This is a genomic window from Paracoccus lichenicola (genome assembly GCF_009708075.1).
Taxonomy (GTDB): domain Bacteria; phylum Pseudomonadota; class Alphaproteobacteria; order Rhodobacterales; family Rhodobacteraceae; genus Paracoccus; species Paracoccus lichenicola.
The window spans coordinates 218,318-241,654 of record NZ_WMBT01000002.1; the positions used below are offsets into that span (position 1 = coordinate 218,318).

21 protein-coding genes and 1 other RNA gene are annotated in these 23,337 nt (G+C 65.8%); 12 read left to right on the plus strand and 10 right to left on the minus strand.

Annotated elements, in window-relative coordinates; all coding sequences use genetic code 11:
• Nucleotides 1-67: 67 nt before the first annotated feature.
• From GIY56_RS04555 to GIY56_RS04590, 8 genes are all read right to left on the minus strand, one after another.
• Nucleotides 68-838 carry a squalene/phytoene synthase family protein gene (locus tag GIY56_RS04555; RefSeq protein ID WP_154763620.1) on the minus strand — a complete coding sequence of 257 codons (771 nt, stop codon included), beginning with the start codon at nucleotides 836-838 and terminating at the stop codon, nucleotides 68-70.
• On the minus strand, nucleotides 835-2,325 hold the full coding sequence (gene cysS, locus GIY56_RS04560) for a cysteine--tRNA ligase (RefSeq protein ID WP_154763621.1): 1,491 nt from the start codon (nucleotides 2,323-2,325) through the stop codon (nucleotides 835-837). The genes GIY56_RS04555 and cysS overlap by 4 nt, the downstream gene beginning before the upstream one ends.
• A gap of 27 nt (nucleotides 2,326-2,352) precedes the next feature.
• The gene (locus tag GIY56_RS04565; protein ID WP_154763622.1) at nucleotides 2,353-3,576 is read right to left on the minus strand and encodes a glycosyltransferase; all 1,224 of its coding nucleotides are present in this window, start codon (nucleotides 3,574-3,576) and stop codon (nucleotides 2,353-2,355) included.
• Nucleotides 3,573-5,171 (minus strand): ABC transporter ATP-binding protein, encoded by a 1,599-nt coding sequence (locus GIY56_RS04570; RefSeq protein WP_154763623.1) that lies wholly within the window; start codon nucleotides 5,169-5,171, stop codon nucleotides 3,573-3,575. Before GIY56_RS04570 ends, GIY56_RS04565 begins: the two co-directional genes overlap by 4 nt.
• Nucleotides 5,168-6,271 (minus strand): ABC transporter permease, encoded by a 1,104-nt coding sequence (locus GIY56_RS04575; protein WP_154763624.1) that lies wholly within the window; start codon nucleotides 6,269-6,271, stop codon nucleotides 5,168-5,170. The genes GIY56_RS04570 and GIY56_RS04575 overlap by 4 nt, the downstream gene beginning before the upstream one ends.
• Nucleotides 6,271-7,347, minus strand: a complete 1,077-nt coding sequence (locus GIY56_RS04580; protein WP_154763625.1) for a microcin C ABC transporter permease YejB — start codon at nucleotides 7,345-7,347, stop codon at nucleotides 6,271-6,273. Before GIY56_RS04580 ends, GIY56_RS04575 begins: the two co-directional genes overlap by 1 nt.
• Nucleotides 7,348-7,438: 91 nt before the next feature.
• On the minus strand, nucleotides 7,439-9,301 hold the full coding sequence (locus tag GIY56_RS04585) for an extracellular solute-binding protein (protein ID WP_154763626.1): 1,863 nt from the start codon (nucleotides 9,299-9,301) through the stop codon (nucleotides 7,439-7,441).
• 133 nt (nucleotides 9,302-9,434) lie between these two features.
• The gene (locus tag GIY56_RS04590) at nucleotides 9,435-9,968 is read right to left on the minus strand and encodes a c-type cytochrome (protein WP_154763627.1); all 534 of its coding nucleotides are present in this window, start codon (nucleotides 9,966-9,968) and stop codon (nucleotides 9,435-9,437) included.
• 116 nt (nucleotides 9,969-10,084) lie between these two features.
• Here GIY56_RS04590 and GIY56_RS04595 point away from each other — a divergent pair, with 116 nt between their 5' ends.
• The gene (locus GIY56_RS04595; protein ID WP_154763628.1) at nucleotides 10,085-10,942 is read left to right on the plus strand and encodes a prephenate dehydratase; all 858 of its coding nucleotides are present in this window, start codon (nucleotides 10,085-10,087) and stop codon (nucleotides 10,940-10,942) included.
• On the opposite strand, the gene GIY56_RS04600 is transcribed toward GIY56_RS04595, so the two are convergent.
• On the minus strand, nucleotides 10,939-11,391 hold the full coding sequence (locus GIY56_RS04600; RefSeq protein ID WP_154763629.1) for a hypothetical protein: 453 nt from the start codon (nucleotides 11,389-11,391) through the stop codon (nucleotides 10,939-10,941). The two genes, GIY56_RS04595 and GIY56_RS04600, sit on opposite strands and share 4 nt — an antisense overlap.
• A 280-nt stretch (nucleotides 11,392-11,671) precedes the next feature.
• On the opposite strand from GIY56_RS04600, the gene GIY56_RS04605 reads away from it, so the two are divergent.
• From GIY56_RS04605 to GIY56_RS04640, 9 genes are all read left to right on the plus strand, one after another.
• Nucleotides 11,672-13,546: a bifunctional 2',3'-cyclic-nucleotide 2'-phosphodiesterase/3'-nucleotidase gene (locus GIY56_RS04605; RefSeq protein WP_154763630.1), complete on the plus strand. Its 1,875-nt coding sequence runs from the start codon at nucleotides 11,672-11,674 to the stop codon at nucleotides 13,544-13,546.
• Between the two features lie 40 nt (nucleotides 13,547-13,586).
• Nucleotides 13,587-13,683: signal recognition particle sRNA small type (gene ffs, locus GIY56_RS04610), an RNA gene on the plus strand.
• Between the two features lie 174 nt (nucleotides 13,684-13,857).
• Nucleotides 13,858-15,390, plus strand: coding sequence for an acyl-CoA carboxylase subunit beta (locus tag GIY56_RS04615; RefSeq protein ID WP_154763631.1), 1,533 nt, complete (start codon nucleotides 13,858-13,860; stop codon nucleotides 15,388-15,390).
• Nucleotides 15,391-15,594: 204 nt separating this feature from the next.
• Entirely contained in the window at nucleotides 15,595-15,741 is a 147-nt protein-coding gene (locus GIY56_RS18340; RefSeq protein WP_196053546.1) for a hypothetical protein, read from the plus strand.
• An 87-nt stretch (nucleotides 15,742-15,828) separates the two neighbouring features.
• Nucleotides 15,829-16,251, plus strand: coding sequence for a hypothetical protein (locus GIY56_RS04620; protein WP_154763632.1), 423 nt, complete (start codon nucleotides 15,829-15,831; stop codon nucleotides 16,249-16,251).
• Nucleotides 16,252-16,378: 127 nt separating this feature from the next.
• Entirely contained in the window at nucleotides 16,379-16,621 is a 243-nt protein-coding gene (locus GIY56_RS04625; protein ID WP_154763633.1) for a hypothetical protein, read from the plus strand.
• Between the two features lie 57 nt (nucleotides 16,622-16,678).
• Nucleotides 16,679-16,891 (plus strand): hypothetical protein, encoded by a 213-nt coding sequence (locus GIY56_RS04630; protein ID WP_154763634.1) that lies wholly within the window; start codon nucleotides 16,679-16,681, stop codon nucleotides 16,889-16,891.
• Nucleotides 16,892-16,993: 102 nt separating this feature from the next.
• Nucleotides 16,994-18,991 (plus strand): acetyl-CoA carboxylase biotin carboxylase subunit, encoded by a 1,998-nt coding sequence (locus GIY56_RS04635; protein WP_154763635.1) that lies wholly within the window; start codon nucleotides 16,994-16,996, stop codon nucleotides 18,989-18,991.
• A 19-nt stretch (nucleotides 18,992-19,010) separates the two neighbouring features.
• Nucleotides 19,011-19,601, plus strand: coding sequence for a hypothetical protein (locus GIY56_RS04640; RefSeq protein ID WP_154763636.1), 591 nt, complete (start codon nucleotides 19,011-19,013; stop codon nucleotides 19,599-19,601).
• Between the two features lie 89 nt (nucleotides 19,602-19,690).
• On the opposite strand, the gene GIY56_RS04645 is transcribed toward GIY56_RS04640, so the two are convergent.
• Nucleotides 19,691-20,194 carry a DUF4174 domain-containing protein gene (locus tag GIY56_RS04645; protein ID WP_154763637.1) on the minus strand — a complete coding sequence of 168 codons (504 nt, stop codon included), beginning with the start codon at nucleotides 20,192-20,194 and terminating at the stop codon, nucleotides 19,691-19,693.
• A gap of 59 nt (nucleotides 20,195-20,253) precedes the next feature.
• Between GIY56_RS04645 and scpA the strand changes: the two genes are divergently transcribed.
• Together scpA and GIY56_RS04655 are read left to right on the plus strand one after the other, a co-directional pair.
• Nucleotides 20,254-22,389, plus strand: a complete 2,136-nt coding sequence (gene scpA / locus GIY56_RS04650; RefSeq protein WP_154763638.1) for a methylmalonyl-CoA mutase — start codon at nucleotides 20,254-20,256, stop codon at nucleotides 22,387-22,389.
• 132 nt (nucleotides 22,390-22,521) lie between these two features.
• On the plus strand, nucleotides 22,522-23,337 hold the full coding sequence (locus tag GIY56_RS04655) for a glycosyl transferase (protein WP_154763639.1): 816 nt from the start codon (nucleotides 22,522-22,524) through the stop codon (nucleotides 23,335-23,337).

Here is a 23,337-nt window from a genome sequence, read left to right on the forward strand (position 1 = left end):
GTTTCAATTCCTTTCATATCAGGGAAAGGGTGAAAAGAGGGTTTATGCGGCTGTCACTCCCCTGACCCTATCGCCACCACCGCCCCGTCAGCGCCAGACGCGCCAGCGAGGCACGGCGCTGGAACGGCGTCACTTCAAGGGTTTCCACGAAACAATTGATGTTTCCCTGCAAGACTGCGGCCAGGAACTGCAACACGCGCGGACCCGGATAAAGGGCCGCGGCTGCCTGCTTGGGCAGCAGCCGACGCGACCGGGCCGCGCGGTGCAGCGCATCCCGCGCGATCCGGGCTAGGGCAACGGCATCCTCGGGGTGCTGGCGGTCCAGTCCAAGGCGCAGGGGTTGCAGGCGGGGAAGCGCGCGCAGCCAAGCGGTCAGGCCTGCCCCAAGCGCCTGGTCCGCCACAACGCCCTGTGCCTCGGCTGGCACGCCAAGGCGTTCCGCCGCCAGTCCCATCAGCCGACCTGCGGTGTCGTTCACATAGGCCACGACCTCCTCGGGCGCGGCGAAAGGCTGGCGCGCGCAGTCGTGGCGGCGCGCCTCGGCCAAGGGGGCGATACGGCCTGCGTCCTCGCCCCATGCCTCCCACAGGGGGGTCAGCACGTCATGCAGCGGGGGCGCCTTGCCTGTCCCCATCTCGGCCAGCCGGTCGATCCACCATTGCAGCCGCATCTCGGCCAAGATCGGTTCATTGGACTGGAACGGTGCCCGCGCGATTTCGAGGTTCAGCGCGTAAAACGTTAGCAGCGCAGGACGATCTTGCGGCCGTGCCACCAGGACGGTGCCGAAGCGGTCGGGATCCTGGGTCCGCACCAGGTCGGTGCAGGCTTCAAGAGTCATGGAGATGCGCTGGATTGGATTAGGGCAGCTATGGCATCGACAGACGGCGAGCCTTTCAGCGAAACCTGTCCACCATTGACACCATTTTCGCTTCTGAACGACCGCAACTCAATCCCGAGTTCCAAAGCCTTCCTCCTAAGGTCATCAGCTGCACTGTAATTACTTTCGCTCCGCAACTTCATCCAGTGCCTCGCTAATTTTCCCCCAGCGTTGAATAGATCATCATCAATAGGACCATATCCCATCACCGATATTGTAGGCTGAAAATCAACACCTTGAGTCAGATCTTTGCCTTCATACGGGAGTTTATAAGGCTCACCCCAAGTTTCACGAATCTTTTTGAGGTCGAACCCCAAAAACGCACATGCCGCATGAAGACCTCTGATATTACGACTCTTAAACAGTTCGCGGCATACCTCCAGCGCTGCCCACGTATTAAGATCGTCGCTCAATTCTTGAATAAGTTCTGCTGGAATACCGTTTACAGGGTCGGCTTCGTCGACTATTTCCTCAGCCCATTCGATTAAGGTATTACGTGCTTCCTTGGCCTTTGCCTCTGTCCAGTCCATCGGCTTGCGATAATGCGTGGACAGCATGACAAACCGGATCACCTCGCCCGGGACACCCTGATCCAGCAAATCCCGCACGGTGAAGAAGTTGCCCAGGGACTTGGACATCTTCTTGCCCTCGACCTGCAACATCTCGTTGTGCAGCCAGACATTGGCGAAACCCGCGCCGGGATGGGCGCAGCAGCTTTGCGCGACCTCGTTTTCATGGTGCGGGAATTGCAGGTCGATGCCGCCGCCATGGAGGTCGAAGCTTGGCCCCAGCAAAGCGTCGGACATGGCGGAACATTCGATGTGCCAGCCAGGGCGGCCCCGGCCCCAGGGGCTGTCCCAACCGGGCTGGTCGGCCTCGGACGGTTTCCACAGGACGAAATCCATGGGATCGCGCTTGAAAGGGGCGACCTCGACCCGGGCGCCAGCGATCATGTCATCGACGGACCGCCCCGAGAGCCGCCCGTAGTCGGGAAAGGACCGCACGTCGAACAGGACATGGCCCTCGGCCTCGTAGGCGTTGCCGCGCGCGATCAGGGTTTCGATCATCGCGACCATGGGGACGATGTATTCGGTCGCGCGGGGTTCATGGTCGGGGCGGGCGGCACCAAGCGCGTCCATGTCGTCGTGATACCAGGCGACGGTTTCCTCGGTGATCTCGCGGATGGTGCGGCCGGTGGCGGCGGCGCGGGCGTTGATCTTGTCGTCAACATCCGTGAAGTTGCGCACGTAAGTCACGTGACTGTCGCCATAAACGTGGCGCAGCAGGCGCACCAGCACGTCGAAGACCAGCACGGGCCGCGCGTTACCCAGATGCGCGCGGTCATAGACGGTCGGGCCGCACAGATACAGGCGCACGTTCCGGGGGTCCAGCGGCTCGAAAGCCTCTTTCCTGCGGGTGCGGGTGTTCGTCAGCCGGATCTGGACCATGATGCGCCTTTCCTTGTCGCCGCGGATCTAGCCCATTGGGGCAAAGCTTTCCACCCATGCGATCTGGCGCGGCAGGCTGTGGCGGTGCAGGTCGTATCCGTCCAGGATCGCCTGCCGCGCCGCCGCCCGCAGCCGGTCGGCGTCAGGGTCGCCCGACAGCCCCCGGATCAGCGCGGCGGACAGGGCGGGCACGTCGAAGAAGGGCACCAGCCGCCCGTTCTGCCCGTCGCGGATCAGTTCGCGCACGGGTTCGGTGTCGGACGCGACGATGTAACCGCCCGCCGCCATCGCCTCGGTCAGCGACCAGGACAGCACGAAGGGATAGGTCAGGTAGCAGTGGACCTTGGCCAGCCGGATCAGCGACAGGTAATCGTCATAGGGCACGCGGCCCAGGAAATGGACGCGGGACAGATCCAGCCGGTCGCCCAGCTCGGCCAGCATCCGGGCCTTCCAGCTGCCGCCCTCCTTGGGCGCGCTGCCATAGCTGACGCCCTCGGCCCCGACGATCACGACCTGCGCCTGCGGGCGGGCGGCCAGGACCTCGGGCAGCGCACGCAGGAAGACGTGAAAGCCGCGATAGGGTTCCAGCGAGCGGCTGACATAGGACAACACCTCGTCGCCTGCGCGCAGCACGGGGCCGCCGGGCAGGGTCAGGCTGGCCCGGGGATCCGGGCAAACGCGGGCGGTGTCGATGCCGTCATGGATGACGGTGATCTTGCCGCGCAGGTCCGGCGGAAAGCTGTCGGCCTGGTACCGGGTGGGAGAGATGGCGGCATCGGCCTGGACGATCCCCTGGATCAGATGGGCGGACCGGGCGACCGCCAGCATCCGCGCCTCGTCGCTGTCGGACTGGAATTCCGGGTCGAAGCCGACATCGTGGCCGCGCGTGCGATACAGAAGCTCGGCATAGACCAGCAGTTTTGCGTCGGGCCAGATTTCGCGCAGGAACAGCGTCTCGCCCCAGCCGGTATGGCCGATGATCAGGCCGGGGGTGAAGCCGTGACGGTCCCGCAGCGCCCGCGCGGCCCGCGCCGCCAGATAGCCGCGTTCGGCGTGGGTCGCATAGCTGCGGCCGAAGGCACTGTTTGTTTCCACCGGATCGGGCGTCTTGTAGCGGAGGGTCCGGATCGGGCTTGGCCGCTGGTTCTTCTCATCCGTCAGGGCCAGCACCTGATGGCCGCGCGCGGCAAGCGCCGGGGCCAGATGCGGGAACTGGCCGGGGAAGTTCTGGTGGACGAACAGGATCTTCATCGGTGATGGTCGCGGAACGCCGCCGCCAGCAGGGCGCGCGTGTAGTCGTGCTGCGGGGTATCGAAAATCCGGGCGGCGTCGCCCTGTTCCACTACCTCGCCCGCGCGCATGACCATGATGGTGTGCGACATGGCGCGCACCACCCGCAGGTCATGGCTGATGAACAGGAAGGCCAGCCCGTATTTCCGCTGCAAGCCGCGCAACAGCCCGACGATCTGCACCTGCACGGTCATGTCCAGCGCCGATGTGGGCTCGTCCAGCACCACCACCTTGGGGCGCAGGATCATGGCGCGGGCGATGGCGATGCGCTGGCGCTGGCCACCCGAGAATTCGTGCGGATAGCGGTGCATGGTGTCGGGGTTCAGGCCGACCTCGGCCATGATGTCGGCGACCATCTGGCGGCGGTCGCGGCCTTTCTCGACACCGTGGACGGTCAGGCCCTCGGCGATGATCTGTTCCACGGTCATGCGCGGAGACAGGCTGCCGAAGGGATCCTGGAACACGATCTGCATGTCGCGGCGCAAGCGGCGCAGCTGGCGCGACTGCCAGCGGGCGATGTCCTGGCCCATGAACAGGATCGGGCCGTCGCTGTCGATCAGCCGCATGATCGCCAGAGCCAGCGTGGTCTTGCCACTGCCCGATTCGCCCACGATGCCCAGAGTTTCGCCCGCGCGCACGGTCAGGGTGGCGCCGTTCACGGCCTTCACATGGCCCACCGTCTTGCGCAGCAGGCCCCGCTGGATCGGAAACCAGACCTTCAGATCCCGTGTCTCGACCATGGTTTCCGCGCCATCCGCCACCGGATCGGCGGTGCCGGTCGTCTCGGCGGCCAGCAGCTTGCGGGTATAGTCGTGTCGGGGGTTCGTGAAGATGTCGGCCACCGGCCCTTGTTCCACGATCTCGCCGTCCTTCATCACGCAGACGCGGTCGGCGATGCGGCGCACGATGCCCAGGTCGTGGCTGATGAACAGCATCGACAGCCCTTCTTCGGCCTTCAACTCTGCCAGCAGGTCCAGGATCTGCGCCTGGATCGTCACGTCAAGCGCGGTCGTGGGTTCGTCCGCAATCAGCAGGTCCGGGCCGTTGGCAAGGGCCATGGCGATCATCACCCGCTGCCGCTGGCCGCCGGACAACTGGTGCGGGTAATCGGCCAGGCGGCTTTCGGGGTCGCGGATGCCGACGCGGGTCAGCAGTTCCACGATCCGCGCCCGCGCACGCGCGCCCGTCAGCCCCTGGTGCAGCGCCAGGCTTTCGCCCAGTTGCTTTTCCAGCGTGTGCAGCGGGTTCAGCGAGGTCATCGGCTCCTGGAAGATGAAGCTGATGTCGTCGCCCCGGATGTCGCGCAGCACACGCTCGGGGGCGTTCACCATCTCGCGGCCCGCGTATTTCACCGAGCCTTCGATCACAGCGGAATCGCCCAGCAGGCGCACGGTGGACAGCGCCGTCACCGACTTGCCCGACCCGGATTCGCCCACCAAGGCCATGGTTTCGCCCTTGTTGATGTGGAAGCTGACGCCCTTGACGGCGGGCACGATCCGGCCCTCCTGGCGAAAGCTGATGCGCAGGTCCTGGACCGACAAAACGGCTTCGGTCATTTGAAGGTCTTTCGGGGGTCGAAGGCATCGCGCACGCCTTCGAAGACGAAGACCAGCAGCGACAGCATGATGGCGAATGTGAAGAACGCGGTGAAGGCCAGCCAGGGCGCCTGCAGGTTCTGCTTGGCCTGCAAGGCCAGTTCCCCCAGAGACGGCGCGGATGCCGGCAGGCCATAGCCCAGGTAATCCAGCGCCGCCAAGCCGCTGATCGTGCCGGTCACGACAAAGGGCAGCATGGTCAGCGTGGCGACCATGGCGTTGGGCAGGATGTGGCGGAACATGATGGTGCGGTCGCCCACCCCCAAAGCGCGGGCGGCGCGGACATATTCGAAGTTGCGCGCCCGCAGGAACTCGGCGCGCACCACGCCCACAAGCGCGGGCCAGCCGAACAGGATGGTGACGAAGACCAGCAGCCAGAAGCTGCGCCCCAGGATCGCGAACAGGATGATGATGACGTAAAGCGAGGGAGTGGAGGCCCAGATCTCCAGCACGCGCTGGAACACCAGGTCCGTGCGCCCGCCGAAATAGCCCTGAATCGCCCCCGCCGTGATGCCGACGACGGACGCCACCACCGTCACGATCAGCGTGAACAGGATCGAGATGCGGAAGCCATAGATCACGCGGGCCAGCACGTCGCGCGCGGTATCGTCGGTTCCCAGCCAATGCGTGGCGTCCGGGGCGCTCGGGGCGCTGCCGACGTTGTTGATGGTGGAATAATGGAACGGGATCGGCGGCCAGATCATCCAGCCTTGCTCGGCCTTTGGAATGTCGCTGGTGCCCGCTTCCACGGCGGCGATCAGATCCTCGGGCGTGTCCCAGCAGTCCTGCCGCCCGCCGGTCCTGATGAGGCATTGCACGGCAGGGTCGGTGTAGATCGCCTCGGTCCCGAAATCGCCGCCGAAGGCCGTTTCGGGATAGAAGTTGTAGGCGGGGAAATAAAGCTCGCCCCGGTAGCTGGCGACGATGGGCTTGTCGTTGGCCACGATTTCCGCGCACATCGCCACCACGAACAGCACCGAAAAGACCACCAGCGACCAGAAGGCCCGGCCGTTGCGCCGGAAACTGCGCCAGCGGCGGCGGTTGAGTTCGGACAAGGCCATCAGCCGGCCCTCGATTCAAAGTCGATGCGGGGATCGACGAAGACATACATCATGTCCGACAGGATCCCCACGACCAGGCTCAGCAGGCCGAAGACGTAAAGCGTGCCGAAGATCACCGGATAGTCGCGCTGCACCGCGGCCTCGAACCCCAGGCGGCCCAGGCCGTCCAGCGAAAAGACCGTCTCGATCAGGATCGAGGCGCCGAAGAACACGCCCAGGAAGACCGAGGGAAAGCCCGCGATCACGATCAGCATGGCGTTGCGGAAAACGTGGCCGTAAAGGACGCGGCCCTCGGTCAGGCCCTTGGCGCGGGCGGTGATGACGTATTGCTTGTTGATCTCGTCCAGGAAGCTGTTCTTGGTCAGCAGCGTCAGCGTGGCAAAGCTGGAAATGGTCGAGGCCACGACCGGCAGCGTGGCGTGCCAGGCATAGTCCTTGATCTTGCCCCACAGGCTCAGGTCGGCAAAGTTGTCGCTGGTCAGCCCCCGCAGCGGGAAGATCTGCCAATAACTGCCGCCCGCGAACAGCACCATCAGCAGCACCGCGAACAGGAAGGCCGGGATCGCATAGGCCATGATGATGACGGCGGATGTCCAGGTGTCGAAGCGCGTCCCGTCCCGCGTGGCCTTGCGGATCCCCAAGGGGATCGAGATCAGATAGGCCAGCAGCGTGGACCACAGGCCCAGGGTGATCGACACGGGCATCTTTTCGACCACCAGGTCGATCACGCTGATCGAGCGGAACCAGGACGTGCCGAAGTCGAAGGTCAGGTAATTGCCCATCATCGACAGGAACCGCTGCAAGGGCGGCTTGTCGAAGCCGAATTCCTTTTCCAGTTGGGCGATGAATTCGGGTGGCAGGCCGCGCGCGCCCTCGTATCCCTCGACCACGCCGGTGTCGGCCCCCGCGCCAGCGCCGGATATGTTGCTGAAGGCGTCGCCCGATCCCTGCACTTGCGCGGCGATCTGTTCGATGGGACCGCCGGGGACGAATTGCGTCAGGGTGAAGTTCACCACCATGATCCCGATCAGCGTCGGGATGATCAGCAGCAACCGCCGCAGGATATAGGCGCCCATCGGATCGACCTTGCCCCTTGCGGGCCTTCGCGGCCCCGTTTCCTTTATCCGGCCCTTGTCGGGCCGGACCGCCGGGAAATCAACCCTGCCATCAGCGGATCGCGCCCGCGGCCTTCAGTTCCGCCTCGCGTGCGGTGTCCGCCCACCAGAAATCCAGCGTGCCGAGCGCATAGGGCGGCATCGCCTCGGGGTGGCGATAGATGTCGTAATAGGCCAGCGTGTATTCGGCCTTGAACCATTTGGGCACCCAGAAGCGCAGGCTGCGCAGCGCCCGGTCCAAGGCATTGATCGCCACGATGTTGTCCTCTTGCGTTTCCGCCTGCTGGCCGACCTCCAGCAGCCTGTCGATGGCGGGGTTCGCAAGGCCCATGGGGTTGAACACGTCGTCCTTGTCCTCGGACCCGAAGACCTGGCCGGCATAGCCGCCGATGGCATAGGACTGGCCCAGCGAATCCTCGACCATGTCGAAGTCCTTGGACCGGGTGCGCAACTGCATTTCCGCGTTGTCCACGCGGCGGTTGGTGGCGTCGATGCCGATGGCGCGCAGGTTCTGGATGAAGGGGTTGATGATGCGGTCGTTGCCCACGTCGTCGTTCAGGATCTCGATCGTCAGGGCCTCGCCCGCGGCGTTGCGGCGCATCCCGTCGCTGCCGACGGTCCACCCGGCCTCGTCCAGCAGGGCCACGGCGCGGCGCATGTTCCCCCGGTCAAGCTGGCGTTCGCCCGACACCGGCTGGACCACGGCAGGGTCGGTCAGGATGCCCGGCGGCAGGTCGCCCGCCACGGGTTCCAGCAGCGCCTTTTCCGCGTCGGACGGCGGGCCGTCGGCGCGGAACTCGCTGTTGTCCCAAAACGAATTGACCCGGGTTTCCAAACCGTACAGCAGCGTCTGATTGGTCCATTCGAAGTTGAACATCAGCCCGATCGCCTCGCGCACGCGGATGTCCTGGAACTTGGCGCGGCGCAGGTTGAAGACCCAGCCGTCGCCGCTGGCGATTTCGCCATTCGGCAGCGTTTCCCGCACCACCGCGCCCGAGGCCAGCGCCGGAAAGTCGTAGCGCGTGGACCAGTGCATCGAGGATGTCTCGTTGCGGAAGGTGTATTCGCCCGCCTTGAAGGATTCGAACGCGCTGTCGAAATCGCCGAACATTTCATAACGAATGCGGTCGAAGTTGAAGCGGCCCCGGTTGATGGGCAGATCCTTGCCCCAGTAATCGGGGTTGCGCTTGACGACCAGGGTGCGGCCCATGTCGGCGCGGTCGAACATGTAGGGACCGGACCCGACATAGGGGATGGTGGTGCTTTGCTCCAGGTCGCGCTTGTTGTCCTCGAAGTCCTTTTTCGAGAACACGATCTGGCTGCCCATCTGGGAAATCACGTCGCGGCGGGGATAGCCTTCGGCGAAGGTGAACTTGATGCGGTGGTCGTCCAGAACCTCGGCCTTGGCGATCATCTGCTGCATCGCCATGCGGAAGGACGACAGGCCCTTGTCGCGCAGGGTCTCGAAGCTGAACAGCACGTCATGGGCGGTCAGGGGGGTGCCGTCGCTGAAGCGCGCCTCGGGGCGCAGGTTGAAGATCACCCAGTCCTTGCTGGGGGGATATTCCAGCGTCTCGCACAGAAGGCAGTAGTCCACGCCCAGCTCGTCCGCCGGACTATCCATCAGCCGTTCAAGCTGGATCACCGCCAGGGCGATGGCGCGGCCGCGATGCGTGAAGGGGTTGAAGCTGTCGAAGCCGCCCACCGCGCCGAACGAGATCTCGCCCCCCTTCGGCGCCTCGGGGTTCACATAGCGGTAATGGGGAAAATCGGCGGGCAGCGCCGGTTCGCCGAACAGCGCGATGGCATGGGTCTTGATGACCTGTCCGTCCCCCTTGGTCCCCGATGCCTCTTGCGACAGGGCGGCGGATGCCGGGGCAAGGGCCAGGGCGGCGATCAGGGCAAGGCGGTGCATCGGCGAACTCCGGTTGGTGTCCGCTGCACGCTAGGCAGCGCCGGGGACACGATCAAGCCGCGATTTCGTGAGGGGCTGCAACGAAAAAGGCGCATCCGGGGATGCGCCCTTTCGGTCAGGTCCGATGCGAACCTTACTGCTGGGATTGCAGATAGGTGATGATGTCGGCGCGGTCCTGCGGATCCTTGAGACCCGCGAAGGACATCTTGGTGCCCGGCACGACGCCCTTGGGGTTGGTCAGGAATTCCTGCAATGCCTCGGGCGTCCACTGCGGCGCGTCGGCCCTGTGTTCGACCATGGCGGGGGAATAGCTGAAGCCCGCGACCGCCGCGACCTCGCGGCCCACGACGCCGTTCAGGTGGGGGCCGACGCCGTCGGTGCCGTCCAGCTTGTGGCAGGCCTTGCACTTGCCGAAATCCTTTTCGCCCGCCGCCGCATCGGCGGAGGCCAGCAGGGCCGCGAAGTCGATGGTTTCCTCGGCCGCTTCCTCGCCGCCGGCGGCTTCCTCGACGGGGATGGTATAGGCCTGCGCGACTTCCTCACCCTCGCCATGATGGGCGGCGCCGACGTGATACAACGATCCCGCCGCCCAGTTGGCCAGCATCAGAAACAGCAGCGCGCCGATCAGCGCGCCGGCGGCCTTGGTCACGGTCATGGTGTTGAACATCGCGTGCGATCCCCGCATTGGTAAGCTCGTCAATTCGACGGGTATCTATCCGCTTTCGCTTTGAAGGATCAAGGTATAGTTGACCCCACGATCCTTCAAAATTCGGACAGCGGCCCATGACGACCCCGACCAACCGCATCGCCTTCCAGGGCGAACCCGGCGCCTACAGCCACGAAGCCTGCCGCAAGGCGCGGCCCGGCATGGAGGCCCTGCCCTGCCGCACCTTCGAGGACGTGATCGAGGCCGTGCGCAGCCACCAGGCCGACCTGGCGATGCTGCCGGTCGAGAATTCCACCTATGGCCGGGTGGCCGACATCCACCATCTGCTGCCCGAATCCGGCCTGCACATCATCGAGGAAGCCTTTGTCCGCGTCCATATCAGCCTGCTGGCGGTCCCCGGCACGGCGCTGTCCGACGTGCGAGAGGCGATGAGCCACACGGTCCTGTTGGGCCAGTGCCGCGGCTTCATGCGCCGCCACGGCATCCGGCCGGTGACGGGCGCCGACACCGCCGGTTCCGCGAAGGAAGTGGCGTCCCGCGGCAATCCGTCGCTGGCGGCCCTGGCCGCACCGCTTGCGGGCGAGATCTATGGCCTGGATCGCCTGGCCGACGGGATCGAGGATCGGCAGAACAACACCACGCGGTTCCTGATCATGTCGCGCCAGCCCGATTACAGCCGCCGGTCGGACCGGATGCTGACCTCGTTCGTGTTCCGCGTCCGCAACATTCCTGCCGCGCTTTACAAGGCGATGGGCGGGTTCGCCACGAACGGCGTCAACATGACCAAGCTGGAAAGCTACATGGTGGACGGCGTCTTCACCGCGACGCAGTTCTATGCCGACGTGGAAGGCCACCCCGAGGATCCGGCCCTGCAGCGCGCGCTGGAGGAACTGCGGTATTTCACCTCGTCGCTGGACATACTGGGCGTCTATCCCGCCGATCCCCTGCGCGAGGCGCAGCGCCAGGCGGCCTAGGCTGCCCGCAGGTGGGTCAGAAAATCGGCGATCCGCTGGTCATACTTGCGGTCCAGCTGCGCCTTGCCCAGCTTGGCCGTCTGCAACAGCAGCCGCGCGCGCATGTTGCGCGGGCGGACCTCGGTCTCGAACAGCAGGCGCGACTTGACGAGGCTCAGGGCGACCACGGTCATGTTGATCGACAGGTCGAACTGGTCGGACTGCCCCTCCAGCGTGATCTGCGAAGGACGGTCGAAACGCGTCACCGCCAGCCGCATCGTCCGGCGCTGGCCGCGCCAGTTGAACTCCAGATCCCAGCCAAGCCCGATTCCCGGTTCCTCGGCCGGGTCGATCCGGCGAACGAGAACGCCACGGGCCGTCAACGCCCTTTCGCTGCGGGAAAAATCGCCAGCGATTTCAAACAAGGTGCTTGCGGGAATGTTGGTGTCGATGCGGGTCGAGAATTTCATTCAGGCTGACCATCCGAGGCATGTCTGCGGCAAGAAACCGCGAACAGCGCGTTCATAATCTGATAACACCAGGAGATTCAACCGGGCAGGGAACCATGACAGTCCATGCTTTCCGAACCAGGAACACTTGCTCTGCTTTTGCCAGGATAATGTGGCGGATTTGCATGTGCAATTCAATAAACCGTCCCGTCCTGCAATCCGAGGTTGAGAGACCGCATCGCCGCCGATAGCGTGATCTGGCCGGCGCACGAAAGCGCGGCAACCTGCGGACGGGGGGCGAATGCCAGACGGAACGGGCGGGATCGAGCTTTCCGTTCGCCCGTCATCAGACCTGTGCGAGACGGTGGTGCTGCGTGTCCTGGCCACGACCGACATGCACATGAAGCTGCTGCCGCACGACTACCATGCCGACCGTCCCTGCGGCCGGGGAAGCCTGGCGCAGGTGGCATCCCTGGTGGAACGGCACCGGCGCATGGCACCGAACACCCTGCTGGTGGACAATGGCGATTTCCTGCAGGGCACGCCCTTGGGGGACCATGCCGCGCGGTCCGGCGGCAGGAACCACCCCGCGATCGCCGCGATGAACCTGATGGGCTATGACGCCGCCGCGATCGGCAACCACGACTTCGCCTTCGGCCTGGATGTCCTGCACGCGGCCGCGCGGCAGGCCCGCTTTCCCTTGCTGGCCGCGAACCTGCGGGTCAGGGGGCGCGCGAACTTTCCGGGTTATGCGATCCTGCACCGGCAGGTCGTGACCGACAGCGGCCGCGCCGTCACGCTGCGCATCGGGCTGGTGGGCTTCCTGCCGCCGCAGACCACCGCCTGGGACCGCGACCTGGCCGGGCAGATGGAGTGCGACGACATCCTTGAAACGGCGCGCCGCGTCGTGCCGCAGATGCGCGCCGAAGGGGCGGACCTGGTGATCGCGCTGGCCCACAGCGGCATTTCCCCCCACCCCGCCGATCCGGGGTCCGAGAACGTGGCCGCCGATCTGGGCGCCCTGGACGGCATCGACGCCATCGTCGCGGGCCACACGCACGAGGTCTTTCCGGGAAAGGCCGCGGTCCTGGCGACCGGCATCGACCCGGTCCAAGGCATCCTGTGCGGCAAGCCCGCCGTCATGCCGGGCTTCGGCGGCTCTCATCTGGGGGTGATCGAACTGGCGCTGACCCGCGACAACGCGTCGGGCTGGCGCATGACCGGCGCGACGGCGCAATGCGAAACCGTGGATCCCCATCTTCCCCCCGCGCCCGCGGTCCTGCGGGCCGTGGTGCCCTCGCATCGTCGGACGCTGTCGCATCTGGGCACGCGCATCGGCGGCAGCGAACAGCGGATCAGCAGCTATTTCGCGCTGGTGGGCGTCGATCCGGCCCTGACGCTGGTGAACATGGCGCAACGCTGGTTCGTGCGCAAAAGCCTGCGCGGCACGGCCCTGGACGGGATCCCGGTGCTGTCGGCCGCCGCGCCCTTCCGCGCGGGCGGGCGGGGCGGGCCGCTGCATTATACCGACGTGGCGCCCGGGCGATTGCGGCTTGGCAACCTGACCGACATCTATTCCTTTCCGAACCGCATCTGCGCCCTGCCCCTCACCGGGGCCGAGCTTCGCGGCTGGCTGGAACGGTCGGCCAGCCTGTTCAACCGCATCCGGCCCGGCCGCCCCGACCAGCCCCTGGCCGATCCGCGCTTTCCGGCCTATCAGTTCGACGTGATCGAGGATCTGCGCTGGCACATCGACCTGTCGCAGCCCGCCGGCTTTTCGGCGGGCGGGACCGCCAGCGGCAACAGCCGCATCCGCGACCTGACCTGGCGGGGACGCCCGGTCCGCGACGGCGACACCTTCGTGCTGGCCACCAATTCCTATCGCCTTGCCGAATGCGGGTTGTTCGCGCCCCTGACCGCGGGCAAGGCATCGGTGGTGCCGCCCGGCCCGCAGACGCGCGACGTGATCCGCAACTATCTGCGCCAGCGCCGCCGGGTGTCGATCGACCCCGCCCCGGCCTGGCGGTTCGCCCCCCTGCCCGGCACCTCGGTCACGTTCGAGACCGGTCCCGGCGGCCTGTCCCTGCTGCCCTTGGTGGCCGACCGGACCACGCGGCGGATGGAGCATGTGGGCCAGACCGACGGCGGCTTTGCCCTTGTGCGGCTTCATCTGTGACGGGCTTGCATCGGCGGCGCAACCGGACTATCTAGCACGCGAGAGGTTGGCGCGGGCAGGCGCCTCGCCAACCCGGTCAGGTCCGGAAGGAAGCAGCCGTAACGAGCCCCGCTTGGGTCGTTGTCCAGCCTCTCACCCTTTTCCCCTTTGCATTGGCGATGCTTGCAGCAACCCCTTGATCCTGCAAACGCGCTTTGCAGATTTTCAGTTTTCCTATTATCCTGACTGCATCGTTTGCAAATTTTCTCGATTTCGCTTCTCTGGCTTGTGTCTCGCGATTACGCTGCCTTTGCGAAATTGGGGGCGTCGTCATGAAAGACATTCTGCAGGAACTGGAAACCCGCAGGGGGCAGGCCCGGCTGGGCGGCGGCCAGCGGCGCATCGACGCGCAGCACGCCCGCGGCAAGCTGACGGCGCGCGAGCGGATCGAACTGCTGCTGGACGAAGGCAGCTTCGAGGAATTCGACATGTTCGTGGCCCACCGTTCCACCGATTTCGGGATGGAAGCCGACCGCCCCTATGGCGATGGCGTCGTGACCGGCTGGGGCACGATCAACGGGCGCATGGTTTACGTCTTCAGCCAGGACTTCACCGTCTTCGGCGGGTCGCTGTCGGAAACCCATGCCCAGAAGATCTGCAAGATCATGGACATGGCGATGCAGAACGGCGCCCCCGTGATCGGGCTGAACGATTCGGGCGGCGCGCGCATCCAGGAGGGCGTGGCGTCCCTTGCCGGTTACGCCGACGTGTTCCAGCGCAACATCATGGCATCCGGCGTGGTGCCGCAGATCAGCGTCATCATGGGACCCTGCGCGGGCGGCGCGGTCTATTCCCCCGCCATGACCGACTTCATCTTCATGGTGAAGGACACGTCCTACATGTTCGTGACCGGTCCCGACGTGGTGAAGACCGTCACGAACGAGGTGGTGACGGCCGAACAGCTGGGCGGGGCATCGACCCATACGAAGAAATCCTCGGTCGCCGACGGCGCGTTTGAGGACGATGTCGAGGCGCTGTCGGAAATCCGCCGCCTGTTCGACTTCCTGCCGCTGAACAACCGCGACAAGGCCCCGGTGCGGCCCTTCTTCGACGATCCCGCGCGGGTCGAGGACAGCCTGGACACGCTGATCCCCGACAACCCGAACCAGCCCTACGACATGAAGGAGCTGATCGTGAAGGTCGCGGACGAGGGCGACTTCTACGAGATCCAGAAGGACTTCGCCGGCAACATCATCACGGGCTTCATCCGCATCGAGGGTCGGACCGTGGGCGTCGTCGCCAACCAGCCGATGGTGCTGGCGGGATGCCTGGACATCGACAGTTCCCGCAAGGCCGCGCGCTTCGTGCGCTTCTGCGACGCGTTCGAGATCCCGATCCTGACCTTCGTGGACGTGCCGGGCTTCCTGCCGGGGACGGGGCAGGAATACGGCGGCGTCATCAAGCACGGGGCGAAGCTGCTGTTTGCCTATGGCGAGGCGACGGTGCCCAAGGTGACGGTGATCACCCGCAAGGCCTATGGCGGGGCTTATGACGTGATGGCCTCGAAACACCTGCGGGGCGATTTCAACTATGCCTGGCCCACGGCGGAGATCGCGGTGATGGGCGCCAAGGGCGCGGTCGAGATCCTGTATCGCAGCGAACTGGGCGACCCCGACAAGATCGCGGCCCGGACCAAGGATTACGAGGACCGCTTCGCCAATCCCTTCGTCGCCGCCGAAAAGGGCTTCATCGACGAGGTGATCCAGCCCCATTCGACCCGCAAGCGCGTGGCCCGCGCACTCGCCAGCCTGCGCACCAAGCGGCTGTCGAATCCCTGGAAGAAGCACGACAACATTCCCCTGTAAGGCTCGGTTTTCCATGACGTTGCACAAAGGCGTGAATGATGCAGTCCAGCCACAGGGCCGGGGACATTTGTGCGTCCCGGCCCGGCCCGGCTGTCTGCGCCCCTGCGCCGTCGCTATCATGCCCGGCGGGGCGGTGCATGAAGACATCCCCCTGAACCCGAGCAGACGGGCGCAGGCGCGCCCGATTTACAGGAGCGAGACAACATGTCGAAGAAAATCATCCTCGGCCTCGTGCTGGTGTCGGCTTTCGCCGCGTGCCAGCGTCAGGCACCCGAACCCGAGGTCTATGTGCCCGCCGCAAACCCGGTCACGACCGAGCCGGTCTACCAGGGCAAATACGGGGCCAACTGACCCGAACCGACTGTTATCACGCGGGCGGTCCGGCTGCCCGCGATTTTCCGCCCCGGTCCGGCCCCGCCCCCCCATCAAGGGCGCATCATGCTGAAGCACCGAGGCTTTCCGGGACGCCTTCCCGGCACCGATTTCCAGTTCGTCATCCGCCGCGAGAATCGCAAGAAGGGCGCGACGCCCATCACCCGGCGCGAACGCTTCCGCGACCGCAAGCCCGCCGACCGCCGCGCCGACGCGGGCTTCCTGGCCGCCCTGATCCAGCACTTCGGCGAGGAACCATTCGTCCGCGGCAACCTGGACGCAGGCCGCCTGGGCTGGCTGATCGGACGCGAGGTCAAGGCGGTCGGTCCCTTCGATCCCGCCGATTACGAGCAGTTGCTGCAAGTGGACATGGCCGCCGCCGAGGCGTCCTTCCCGGAACTGTTCGCCCCCGACAGCCCCCCCGATTTCGGGTGGGACGAGGACGGCTGGAACGATGGCGACGACGGCGACGACATGGACCGCCGATGATGCGCAATTTGCTGCCTAGGGCCTTGATCTCACAGCCATGTCAGTTTGACGTGCCCCCCGGCTATGCGATAGTCCGGCACCACCTTTCACCGGCCGTCGGAACGGCCCACCATACAGGCAAATCTTCATGCAGACTTCGCTGTTCACCCGCATCGCCGGCGGCGCTTTCCTTCTTCTCGGCCTGGCCGCCTGCCAGCAGGGCTATGGCGCTGGCGGCATCTCGCCCGACGCGCAACGCGCGGCAGGCGGCGCCGTCGCGGGTGCCGTCATCGCCAAGGCCCTGGACGAGGATCTGGCGACGGGCGCGGCCATCGGCGCCGTGGGCGGCGCGCTGTGCGACGACGCCGGCGTCTGCCAGCGCCGCTACTGAACCTGACCGGCTGGATCGGCGTTCCGGTCCAGCCAATCACCTGACAGGATCACCAGAATGTCCAAGCTCCTTGCCATTGCCGCCCTTGTCGGCGCGACCGCCGTTGCGGGCTGCACCCAGGGCATCAACCCGACCGATACCGACCGCGCCCTTATCGGCGCAGGCGTCGGCGCGACCGTGGCCAGCGTCAGCGGGCGCAACGTCATCAAGGGCGCGGCCATCGGCGGCGCCGGTGGCGTCCTTTGCGACGATGTCGGCCTGTGCCAGTAACCACCTGATCCCGGCGCGTCCGTCGCGCCGTGCAACCTTGATCGCCGCCCGGGGCCACGCGCCCTCGGGCGGCTTTTTCATGCCTGGCCGGGGGGGCCGCCCATGTTCAAGAAAATCCTGATCGCCAACCGGGGCGAGATCGCCTGCCGCGTCATCAAGACCGCCCGCAAGATGGGCATCGCGACCGTCGCCGTCTATTCCGACGCCGACCGCAACGCCCTGCACGTCAAGATGGCCGACGAAGCCGTCCACATCGGTCCGCCCCCGGCGAACCAGTCCTATATCGTGATCGACAGGATCATGGACGCCATCCGCCAGACCGGGGCCGAGGCCGTCCATCCCGGCTACGGCTTCCTGTCGGAAAACATGAAATTCGCCGAGGCGCTGGAGCGCGAGGGCGTCACCTTCGTCGGTCCCCCGTCCCCCGCCATCGAGGCGATGGGCGACAAGATCACCTCGAAGAAGCTGGCGCAGCAGGCGGGCGTTTCCACCGTGCCGGGCTACATGGGCCTGATCGCGGATGCGGACGAAGCGGTCACGATCAGCGGCCAGATCGGCTATCCGGTGATGATCAAGGCCAGCGCGGGCGGCGGCGGCAAGGGGATGCGCATCGCCTGGAACGACGCCGAGGCGCGCGAAGGGTTCCAGTCGTCCAAGAACGAGGCCGCCAGCAGCTTCGGCGACGACCGCATCTTCATCGAGAAGTTCGTGACGCAGCCGCGCCACATCGAGATCCAGGTGCTGGCCGACAAGCACGGCAACGCGGTCTATCTGCACGAACGCGAATGTTCCATCCAGCGCCGCAACCAGAAGGTCATCGAGGAAGCGCCCTCTCCGTTTCTGGACGCCGACACCCGCCGCGCGATGGGCGAACAGGCAGTCGCCCTGGCCAAGGCCGTGGGTTACACCAGCGCGGGCACGGTGGAATTCATCGTGGACGGCAACAAGAATTTCTACTTCCTGGAGATGAACACCCGGTTGCAGGTGGAACATCCCGTCACGGAACTGATCACCGGCATCGACCTGGTGGAACAGATGATCCGGGTCGCGGCTGGCGAACCCCTGCCCTTCGCGCAATCCGACCTGACGATCAACGGCTGGGCCATGGAAAGCCGCCTTTACGCCGAGGATCCCTACCGCAACTTCCTGCCATCCATCGGGCGTCTGACCCGCTATCGCCCCCCGGCCGAGGTCGCGGACGCGTCCCATGTCGTGCGCAACGACACCGGCGTCTTCGAGGGGGGCGAGATCAGCATGTTCTATGACCCGATGATCGCAAAGCTTTGCACCTGGGCGCCCACGCGCGATCAGGCGATCCAGGCGATGCGGGTGGCGCTGGACGAATTCGAGGTCGAGGGCATCGGCCACAACCTGCCCTTCCTGTCCGCCGTGATGGACCACCCGAAATTCGTCGCGGGCGACATCACCACCGCCTTCATCGCCGAGGAATATCCCGAAGGATTCCAGGGCGCGACCCTGCCCGACGACGAACTGGCCCGCGTGGCCGCCGCCGCTGCCGCCATGCACCGCGTGGCCGAGATCCGCCGCGCCCGGATCAGCGGGCGTCTGGACAACCACGAACGCAAGGTGGGCGAGAACTGGGTGGTCTTCGTGGCGGACCGCGACATCCCCGTGCGCATCCGCGCCGACCGCGACGGGGCGACGGTGGCGGTCAACGGCCGCGACCTGCGCGTGGAAAGCGACTGGAAGCCCGGCCAGACCCTGGCGCGGCTGCTGGTCGATGGCCGGCCGCTGGTGATGAAGGTGGACAAGATCCCCGCGGGCTTCCGCCTGCGCACGCGCGGCGCCGACCTCAAGGTCCAGGTCCGCCGCCCCCGCACCGCGGAACTCGCGCGCCTGATGCCTGAAAAGCTGCCGCCGGACACGTCGAAATTCCTGCTGTGTCCCATGCCGGGGCTGGTGGTGAAGATCGCCGTCGCGCCGGGCGACGAGGTTCAGGAAGGCCAGGCCCTTGCCACGGTCGAGGCGATGAAGATGGAAAACATCCTGCGCGCCGAACGCAAGTCCGTGGTCAAGTCGATCAGCGCCGAGGCAGGGCAAAGCCTGCGCGTCGATGACGTGATCATGGAGTTTGAATGACCCTTCCGGCAGGTTCTGGATGCCACCCTTTGACACCTATCTCAGCCCCCAGGCACAGCAGGCGGTCATCGCCGGGCTGTTCCTGGCCATCGGCTGGTGGGTCGTGGCGCTTCAGAACCGCAGGCGGGACGCGACCCTGCGGGCCGAACGGGTGCGCGACGTGCAGCGGGCGGTCTTTGCCGAAATCCGCGCCTATCTGGCCGTGTTGAAACGCGACAACGTGGGGGAATACGGCGCGCGGATCATGAATCGCATCCTGACCGAACCGGGTTTCTTTCCCGTCATCCCGACCGAACACAACGATGCCGTCTTCCGGGCCATCATCGGGGACATCCATGTCCTGCCGCGCGACACGGTCGATCCGGTCGTGCTTTATTACAGCCAGTTGAACGCCATCGCGGCGATCATCAACGATTTGCGGGTGCTGGATGTCGGACGGATCGGGGCCGAACGGGCGGCCGGGATGTATCAGGACTATATCTCGATGAAGATCGAGGCCCTGGAACTGGGCGAAAAGGCCCTGGAGGCGATCCGCGCCAACCTGGACGGCCGGGGCGCGGCTTATCGGAAAAAGATCAATAGCCCGGCTTCGGGCCGGTTCGGCCAGTGATCGGGGGCGGGTTGTAGGATGTCGTGCTCATGTCGAACCTCCTTGTCCTTCCCCTGCAACATAGGCGGCGGCGCCCGGATTTTCAATCCTCATGGCAACAGCCCCGCCCGGCCGATCTCCTGGCGGCGCAAGGGCAGCTTGTCGATGGCGCGGCTGATCTCGCGCACGTCCCAGGGCAAGGGGCGGCGCTGTTTCACCTGGCCGTCCTTGTCGATGATGACCAGTGAAAAGCCGCGCGGATGCAGTTGCTGCCGCCAGGCGCTGTTGGCCGCCGGGTCGCTGTCGGTGATGACCACCACGTCGCGTTCGACCAAGGCCGCGTCGCCTGCTTCCAGCACGCGCATCTGTTCGCGGAAGGCCGGGTCGTTCGGCGTGTCGGCAAAGACCACGACCGGCCGGGCCGTCCACAGGAATTCCCCCGGCTCCGCCTCGGTCGCAGGCAGGATGCGCAGTTCGGGCCGCGCGGGTTCCGGCTCGGGTGCGGCCAGTTCCTCGGGGCTGGCGGGCTGCGCCTCGACAACGGGCGGGGGCGCCTCGCGCGCCGGTCCCATCGCGGCAACAAGCATCGCAACGATCAGCAATTTCAACTTCATCGGCACCCCTTCCCGTTTTTTGAATATAGGGCAGAGCGCGCCGTGCGAAAGGACAGACCATGACGAAACCCACGCTGGATGACTGGCAAAGGCTGGCGGCCAAGGAGCTGGGGGGCAAGGATCCCGCCAGCCTGACCTGGAACACGCTGGAAGGCATCCCGGTCAAGCCGCTGTACACCGAGGCCGACCTGGAGGGGCTGGACCACCTGGGCAGCCTGCCCGGCATCGCCCCCTTCACCCGCGGCCCGCGCGCGACCATGTATGCGGGCCGCCCCTGGACCATCCGCCAATACGCGGGCTTTTCCACGGCCGAGGAATCGAACGCCTTCTACCGCAAGGCGCTGGCCGCCGGTCAGCAGGGCGTGTCGGTGGCTTTCGACCTGGCGACGCACCGGGGTTACGACAGCGACCACCCGCGCGTGGTGGGCGACGTGGGCAAGGCGGGTGTCGCCATCGATTCGGTCGAGGACATGAAGATCCTGTTCGACGGCATCCCGCTGGACAAGGTATCCGTGTCGATGACCATGAACGGCGCGGTGATCCCGATCCTGGCGAACTTCATCGTCACCGGCGAAGAACAGGGCCATTCCCGCGCGGTCCTGTCGGGCACGATCCAGAACGACATCCTCAAGGAGTTCATGGTCCGCAACACCTATATCTATCCGCCCGAGCCTTCGATGCGGATCATCGCGGACATCATCGAATACACCTCCAACGAGATGCCCAAGTTCAACTCGATCTCGATTTCCGGCTATCACATGCAGGAAGCGGGCGCGAACCTGGTGCAGGAGCTGGCCTATACCCTGGCCGACGGGCGCGAATACGTCCGTGCGGCGCTGTCGGCGGGCATGGACGTGGACCAGTTCGCGGGGCGGCTGTCGTTCTTCTTCGCCATCGGCATGAACTTCTTCATGGAGATCGCGAAACTGCGCGCCGCGCGGCTGCTGTGGCACCGGATCATGTCGGATTTCAACCCGAAGAAGGCCGGCAGCCTGATGCTGCGGACGCATTGCCAGACCTCGGGCGTGTCGTTGCAGGAACAGGATCCCTACAACAACGTGATCCGCACGGCCTACGAGGCGATGAGCGCGGCACTTGGCGGCACGCAGTCGCTGCACACCAACGCGCTCGACGAGGCCATCGCCCTGCCGACCGAGTTCAGCGCCCGCATCGCCCGGAACACCCAGCTGATCCTGCAAGAGGAGACCGGCATCACCCATGTCGTCGATCCGCTGGCGGGGTCCTATTACATCGAAAGCCTGACGGCCGAACTGGCCGAAAAGGCCTGGGCCTTGATCGAGGAGGTCGAGGAGATGGGTGGCATGACCAAGGCCGTGGCCTCGGGGATGCCCAAGCTGCGGATCGAGGAAACGGCGGCCCGCCGCCAGGCCCAGATCGACCGGGCCGAGGAGGTGATCGTCGGCGTCAACAAGTACCGCAAGGACCGCGAGGATCCGATCGACATCCTGGACATCGACAACATGGCGGTCCGCGACAGCCAGATCGCCCGCCTGAACCGCATCCGGGCAACGCGGGACGAAGGGGCCTGCCAGGCCGCCCTTGACGAGATCAGCCGCCGCGCGCGCGAGGGCGGCAACCTGCTGGAGGCCGCCGTGACGGCCGCCCGCGCCCGCGCAACCGTTGGGGAAATCAGCATGGCGATGGAAAGGGAATGGGGCCGCCACCGGGCCGAGGTGAAGACCCTGGCCGGCGTCTATGGCGCGGCCTACGAAGGCGACGAGGGCTTTGCCGCGATCCAGCGGGACGTGGAAGCCTTCGCGGCCGAGGAAGGCCGCCGCCCCCGGATGCTGGTCGTGAAGATGGGCCAGGACGGCCACGACCGCGGCGCCAAGGTCATCGCCACGGCCTTTGCCGACATCGGCTTCGACGTGGACGTGGGACCGCTGTTCCAGACGCCCGAGGAAGCGGCCCAGGACGCGGTGGACAACGACGTGCATGTGGTGGGCATTTCTTCGCAGGCGGCGGGGCACAAGACGCTGGCGCCGAAGCTGATCGAGGCGCTGAAGGCCCAGGGCGCGGGCGACATCCTGGTGATCTGCGGCGGGGTGATCCCGCAGCAGGATTACGATTACCTGAAGAACGCCGGGGTCAAGGCGATCTTCGGGCCGGGGACCAACATCCCGGCGGCCGCCGCCGACATCCTGCGGCTGATCCGGGAAAACCGGGCGGCGTGAGTTCTTGCGTCCCGCGAGCGCCGGGGGACTTCACGTCCCCCGGACCCCCCGTGGGATATTTCAGCCAAGGCAAAGGACATTGCCTTGGCCTGGCGGCTGTGAAACCCTGTGCGCCAGCAAGGAGACAGCCGGATGGACGCGCCAGCGATCAAGCAGATCATCTGCATCAAGTGGGGCACGAAGTTCGCGCCGGAATACGTCAACCGCCTGCACGGGATGATCCGCCGCAACATCACCCCGCCCTTCCGGATGTTCTGCTTTACCGACGACAGCGCGGGCCTGCATCCCGACATCGCGGTCAGGCCGCTGCCGGTCTTCGAATACCAGGCGCCCGTCACGAACCGCGGCCAGTGGCCCAAGTCACGTCTGTGGGGGGATCTGGGCGACGTGACAGGGGTGGTGCTGTTCCTGGATCTGGATGTGGTCATCACCGGCAACCTGGATCCGTTCTTCACTTTCGGCGATCCCGACGACACGATCCTGGGGCGCAACCCCAACACGCCGCTGGAACGGCTGGGCCAGACTTCGGTCTATCGGATGCGGGTCGGCAAGCTGCAACCGCTGCAAGAGATCTTCCGTGCCGATCCGCAGGGCATCGCGGAGACCTACAGGTTCGAGCAGCGTTTCGTGACCCGCAACGCCCCCGGCGGAGTCAAGTTCTGGCCGCGCGGCTGGCTGGCGCATTTCAGGATGCACTCGGTCCCGCCCTTCCCGCTGAACTATGTCCGCGAACCCAGGGTGCCGCGCAACAGCCGGATCGTGATCTTTGCGGGCAACCTCAATCCGCCCGACGCCATCGCTGGCCGCTGGAGGGATGATGGCGAGCATCGCCCGCCCCTGGATCACCTGCGCGCCACCTTCACGGGCCGCCGTCGTGAAAGCCTGTCCAGGCACCTGCGCCATTATCTGCTGCCCGCGACATGGGTCAGGAATCTGTGGCGCGAGTAG

Excerpts from the sequence above, each read along its gene's own strand:
- GIY56_RS04600 (WP_154763629.1), bottom strand. The coding sequence starts at position 11,391 with ATGAAATTCTCGACCCGCATCGACACCAACATTCCCGCAAGCACCTTG.
- GIY56_RS04635 (WP_154763635.1), top strand. The coding sequence starts at position 16,994 with ATGTTCAAGAAAATCCTGATCGCCAACCGGGGCGAGATCGCCTGCCGC.
- GIY56_RS04625 (WP_154763633.1), top strand. The coding sequence starts at position 16,379 with ATGCAGACTTCGCTGTTCACCCGCATCGCCGGCGGCGCTTTCCTTCTT.
- scpA (WP_154763638.1), top strand. The coding sequence starts at position 20,254 with ATGACGAAACCCACGCTGGATGACTGGCAAAGGCTGGCGGCCAAGGAG.
- GIY56_RS04585 (WP_154763626.1), bottom strand. The coding sequence starts at position 9,301 with ATGCACCGCCTTGCCCTGATCGCCGCCCTGGCCCTTGCCCCGGCATCC.
- GIY56_RS04640 (WP_154763636.1), top strand. The coding sequence starts at position 19,011 with ATGCCACCCTTTGACACCTATCTCAGCCCCCAGGCACAGCAGGCGGTC.
- GIY56_RS04605 (WP_154763630.1), top strand. The coding sequence starts at position 11,672 with ATGCCAGACGGAACGGGCGGGATCGAGCTTTCCGTTCGCCCGTCATCA.
- GIY56_RS04565 (WP_154763622.1), bottom strand. The coding sequence starts at position 3,576 with ATGAAGATCCTGTTCGTCCACCAGAACTTCCCCGGCCAGTTCCCGCAT.
- GIY56_RS04655 (WP_154763639.1), top strand. The coding sequence starts at position 22,522 with ATGGACGCGCCAGCGATCAAGCAGATCATCTGCATCAAGTGGGGCACG.
- GIY56_RS04575 (WP_154763624.1), bottom strand. The coding sequence starts at position 6,271 with ATGGCCTTGTCCGAACTCAACCGCCGCCGCTGGCGCAGTTTCCGGCGC.
- GIY56_RS04570 (WP_154763623.1), bottom strand. The coding sequence starts at position 5,171 with ATGACCGAAGCCGTTTTGTCGGTCCAGGACCTGCGCATCAGCTTTCGC.
- GIY56_RS04615 (WP_154763631.1), top strand. The coding sequence starts at position 13,858 with ATGAAAGACATTCTGCAGGAACTGGAAACCCGCAGGGGGCAGGCCCGG.
- cysS (WP_154763621.1), bottom strand. The coding sequence starts at position 2,325 with ATGGTCCAGATCCGGCTGACGAACACCCGCACCCGCAGGAAAGAGGCT.
- GIY56_RS04580 (WP_154763625.1), bottom strand. The coding sequence starts at position 7,347 with ATGGGCGCCTATATCCTGCGGCGGTTGCTGCTGATCATCCCGACGCTG.
- GIY56_RS04595 (WP_154763628.1), top strand. The coding sequence starts at position 10,085 with ATGACGACCCCGACCAACCGCATCGCCTTCCAGGGCGAACCCGGCGCC.
- GIY56_RS04555 (WP_154763620.1), bottom strand. The coding sequence starts at position 838 with ATGACTCTTGAAGCCTGCACCGACCTGGTGCGGACCCAGGATCCCGAC.
- GIY56_RS04620 (WP_154763632.1), top strand. The coding sequence starts at position 15,829 with ATGCTGAAGCACCGAGGCTTTCCGGGACGCCTTCCCGGCACCGATTTC.
- GIY56_RS04630 (WP_154763634.1), top strand. The coding sequence starts at position 16,679 with ATGTCCAAGCTCCTTGCCATTGCCGCCCTTGTCGGCGCGACCGCCGTT.
- GIY56_RS04590 (WP_154763627.1), bottom strand. The coding sequence starts at position 9,968 with ATGTTCAACACCATGACCGTGACCAAGGCCGCCGGCGCGCTGATCGGC.
- GIY56_RS04645 (WP_154763637.1), bottom strand. The coding sequence starts at position 20,194 with ATGAAGTTGAAATTGCTGATCGTTGCGATGCTTGTTGCCGCGATGGGA.
- GIY56_RS18340 (WP_196053546.1), top strand. The coding sequence starts at position 15,595 with ATGTCGAAGAAAATCATCCTCGGCCTCGTGCTGGTGTCGGCTTTCGCC.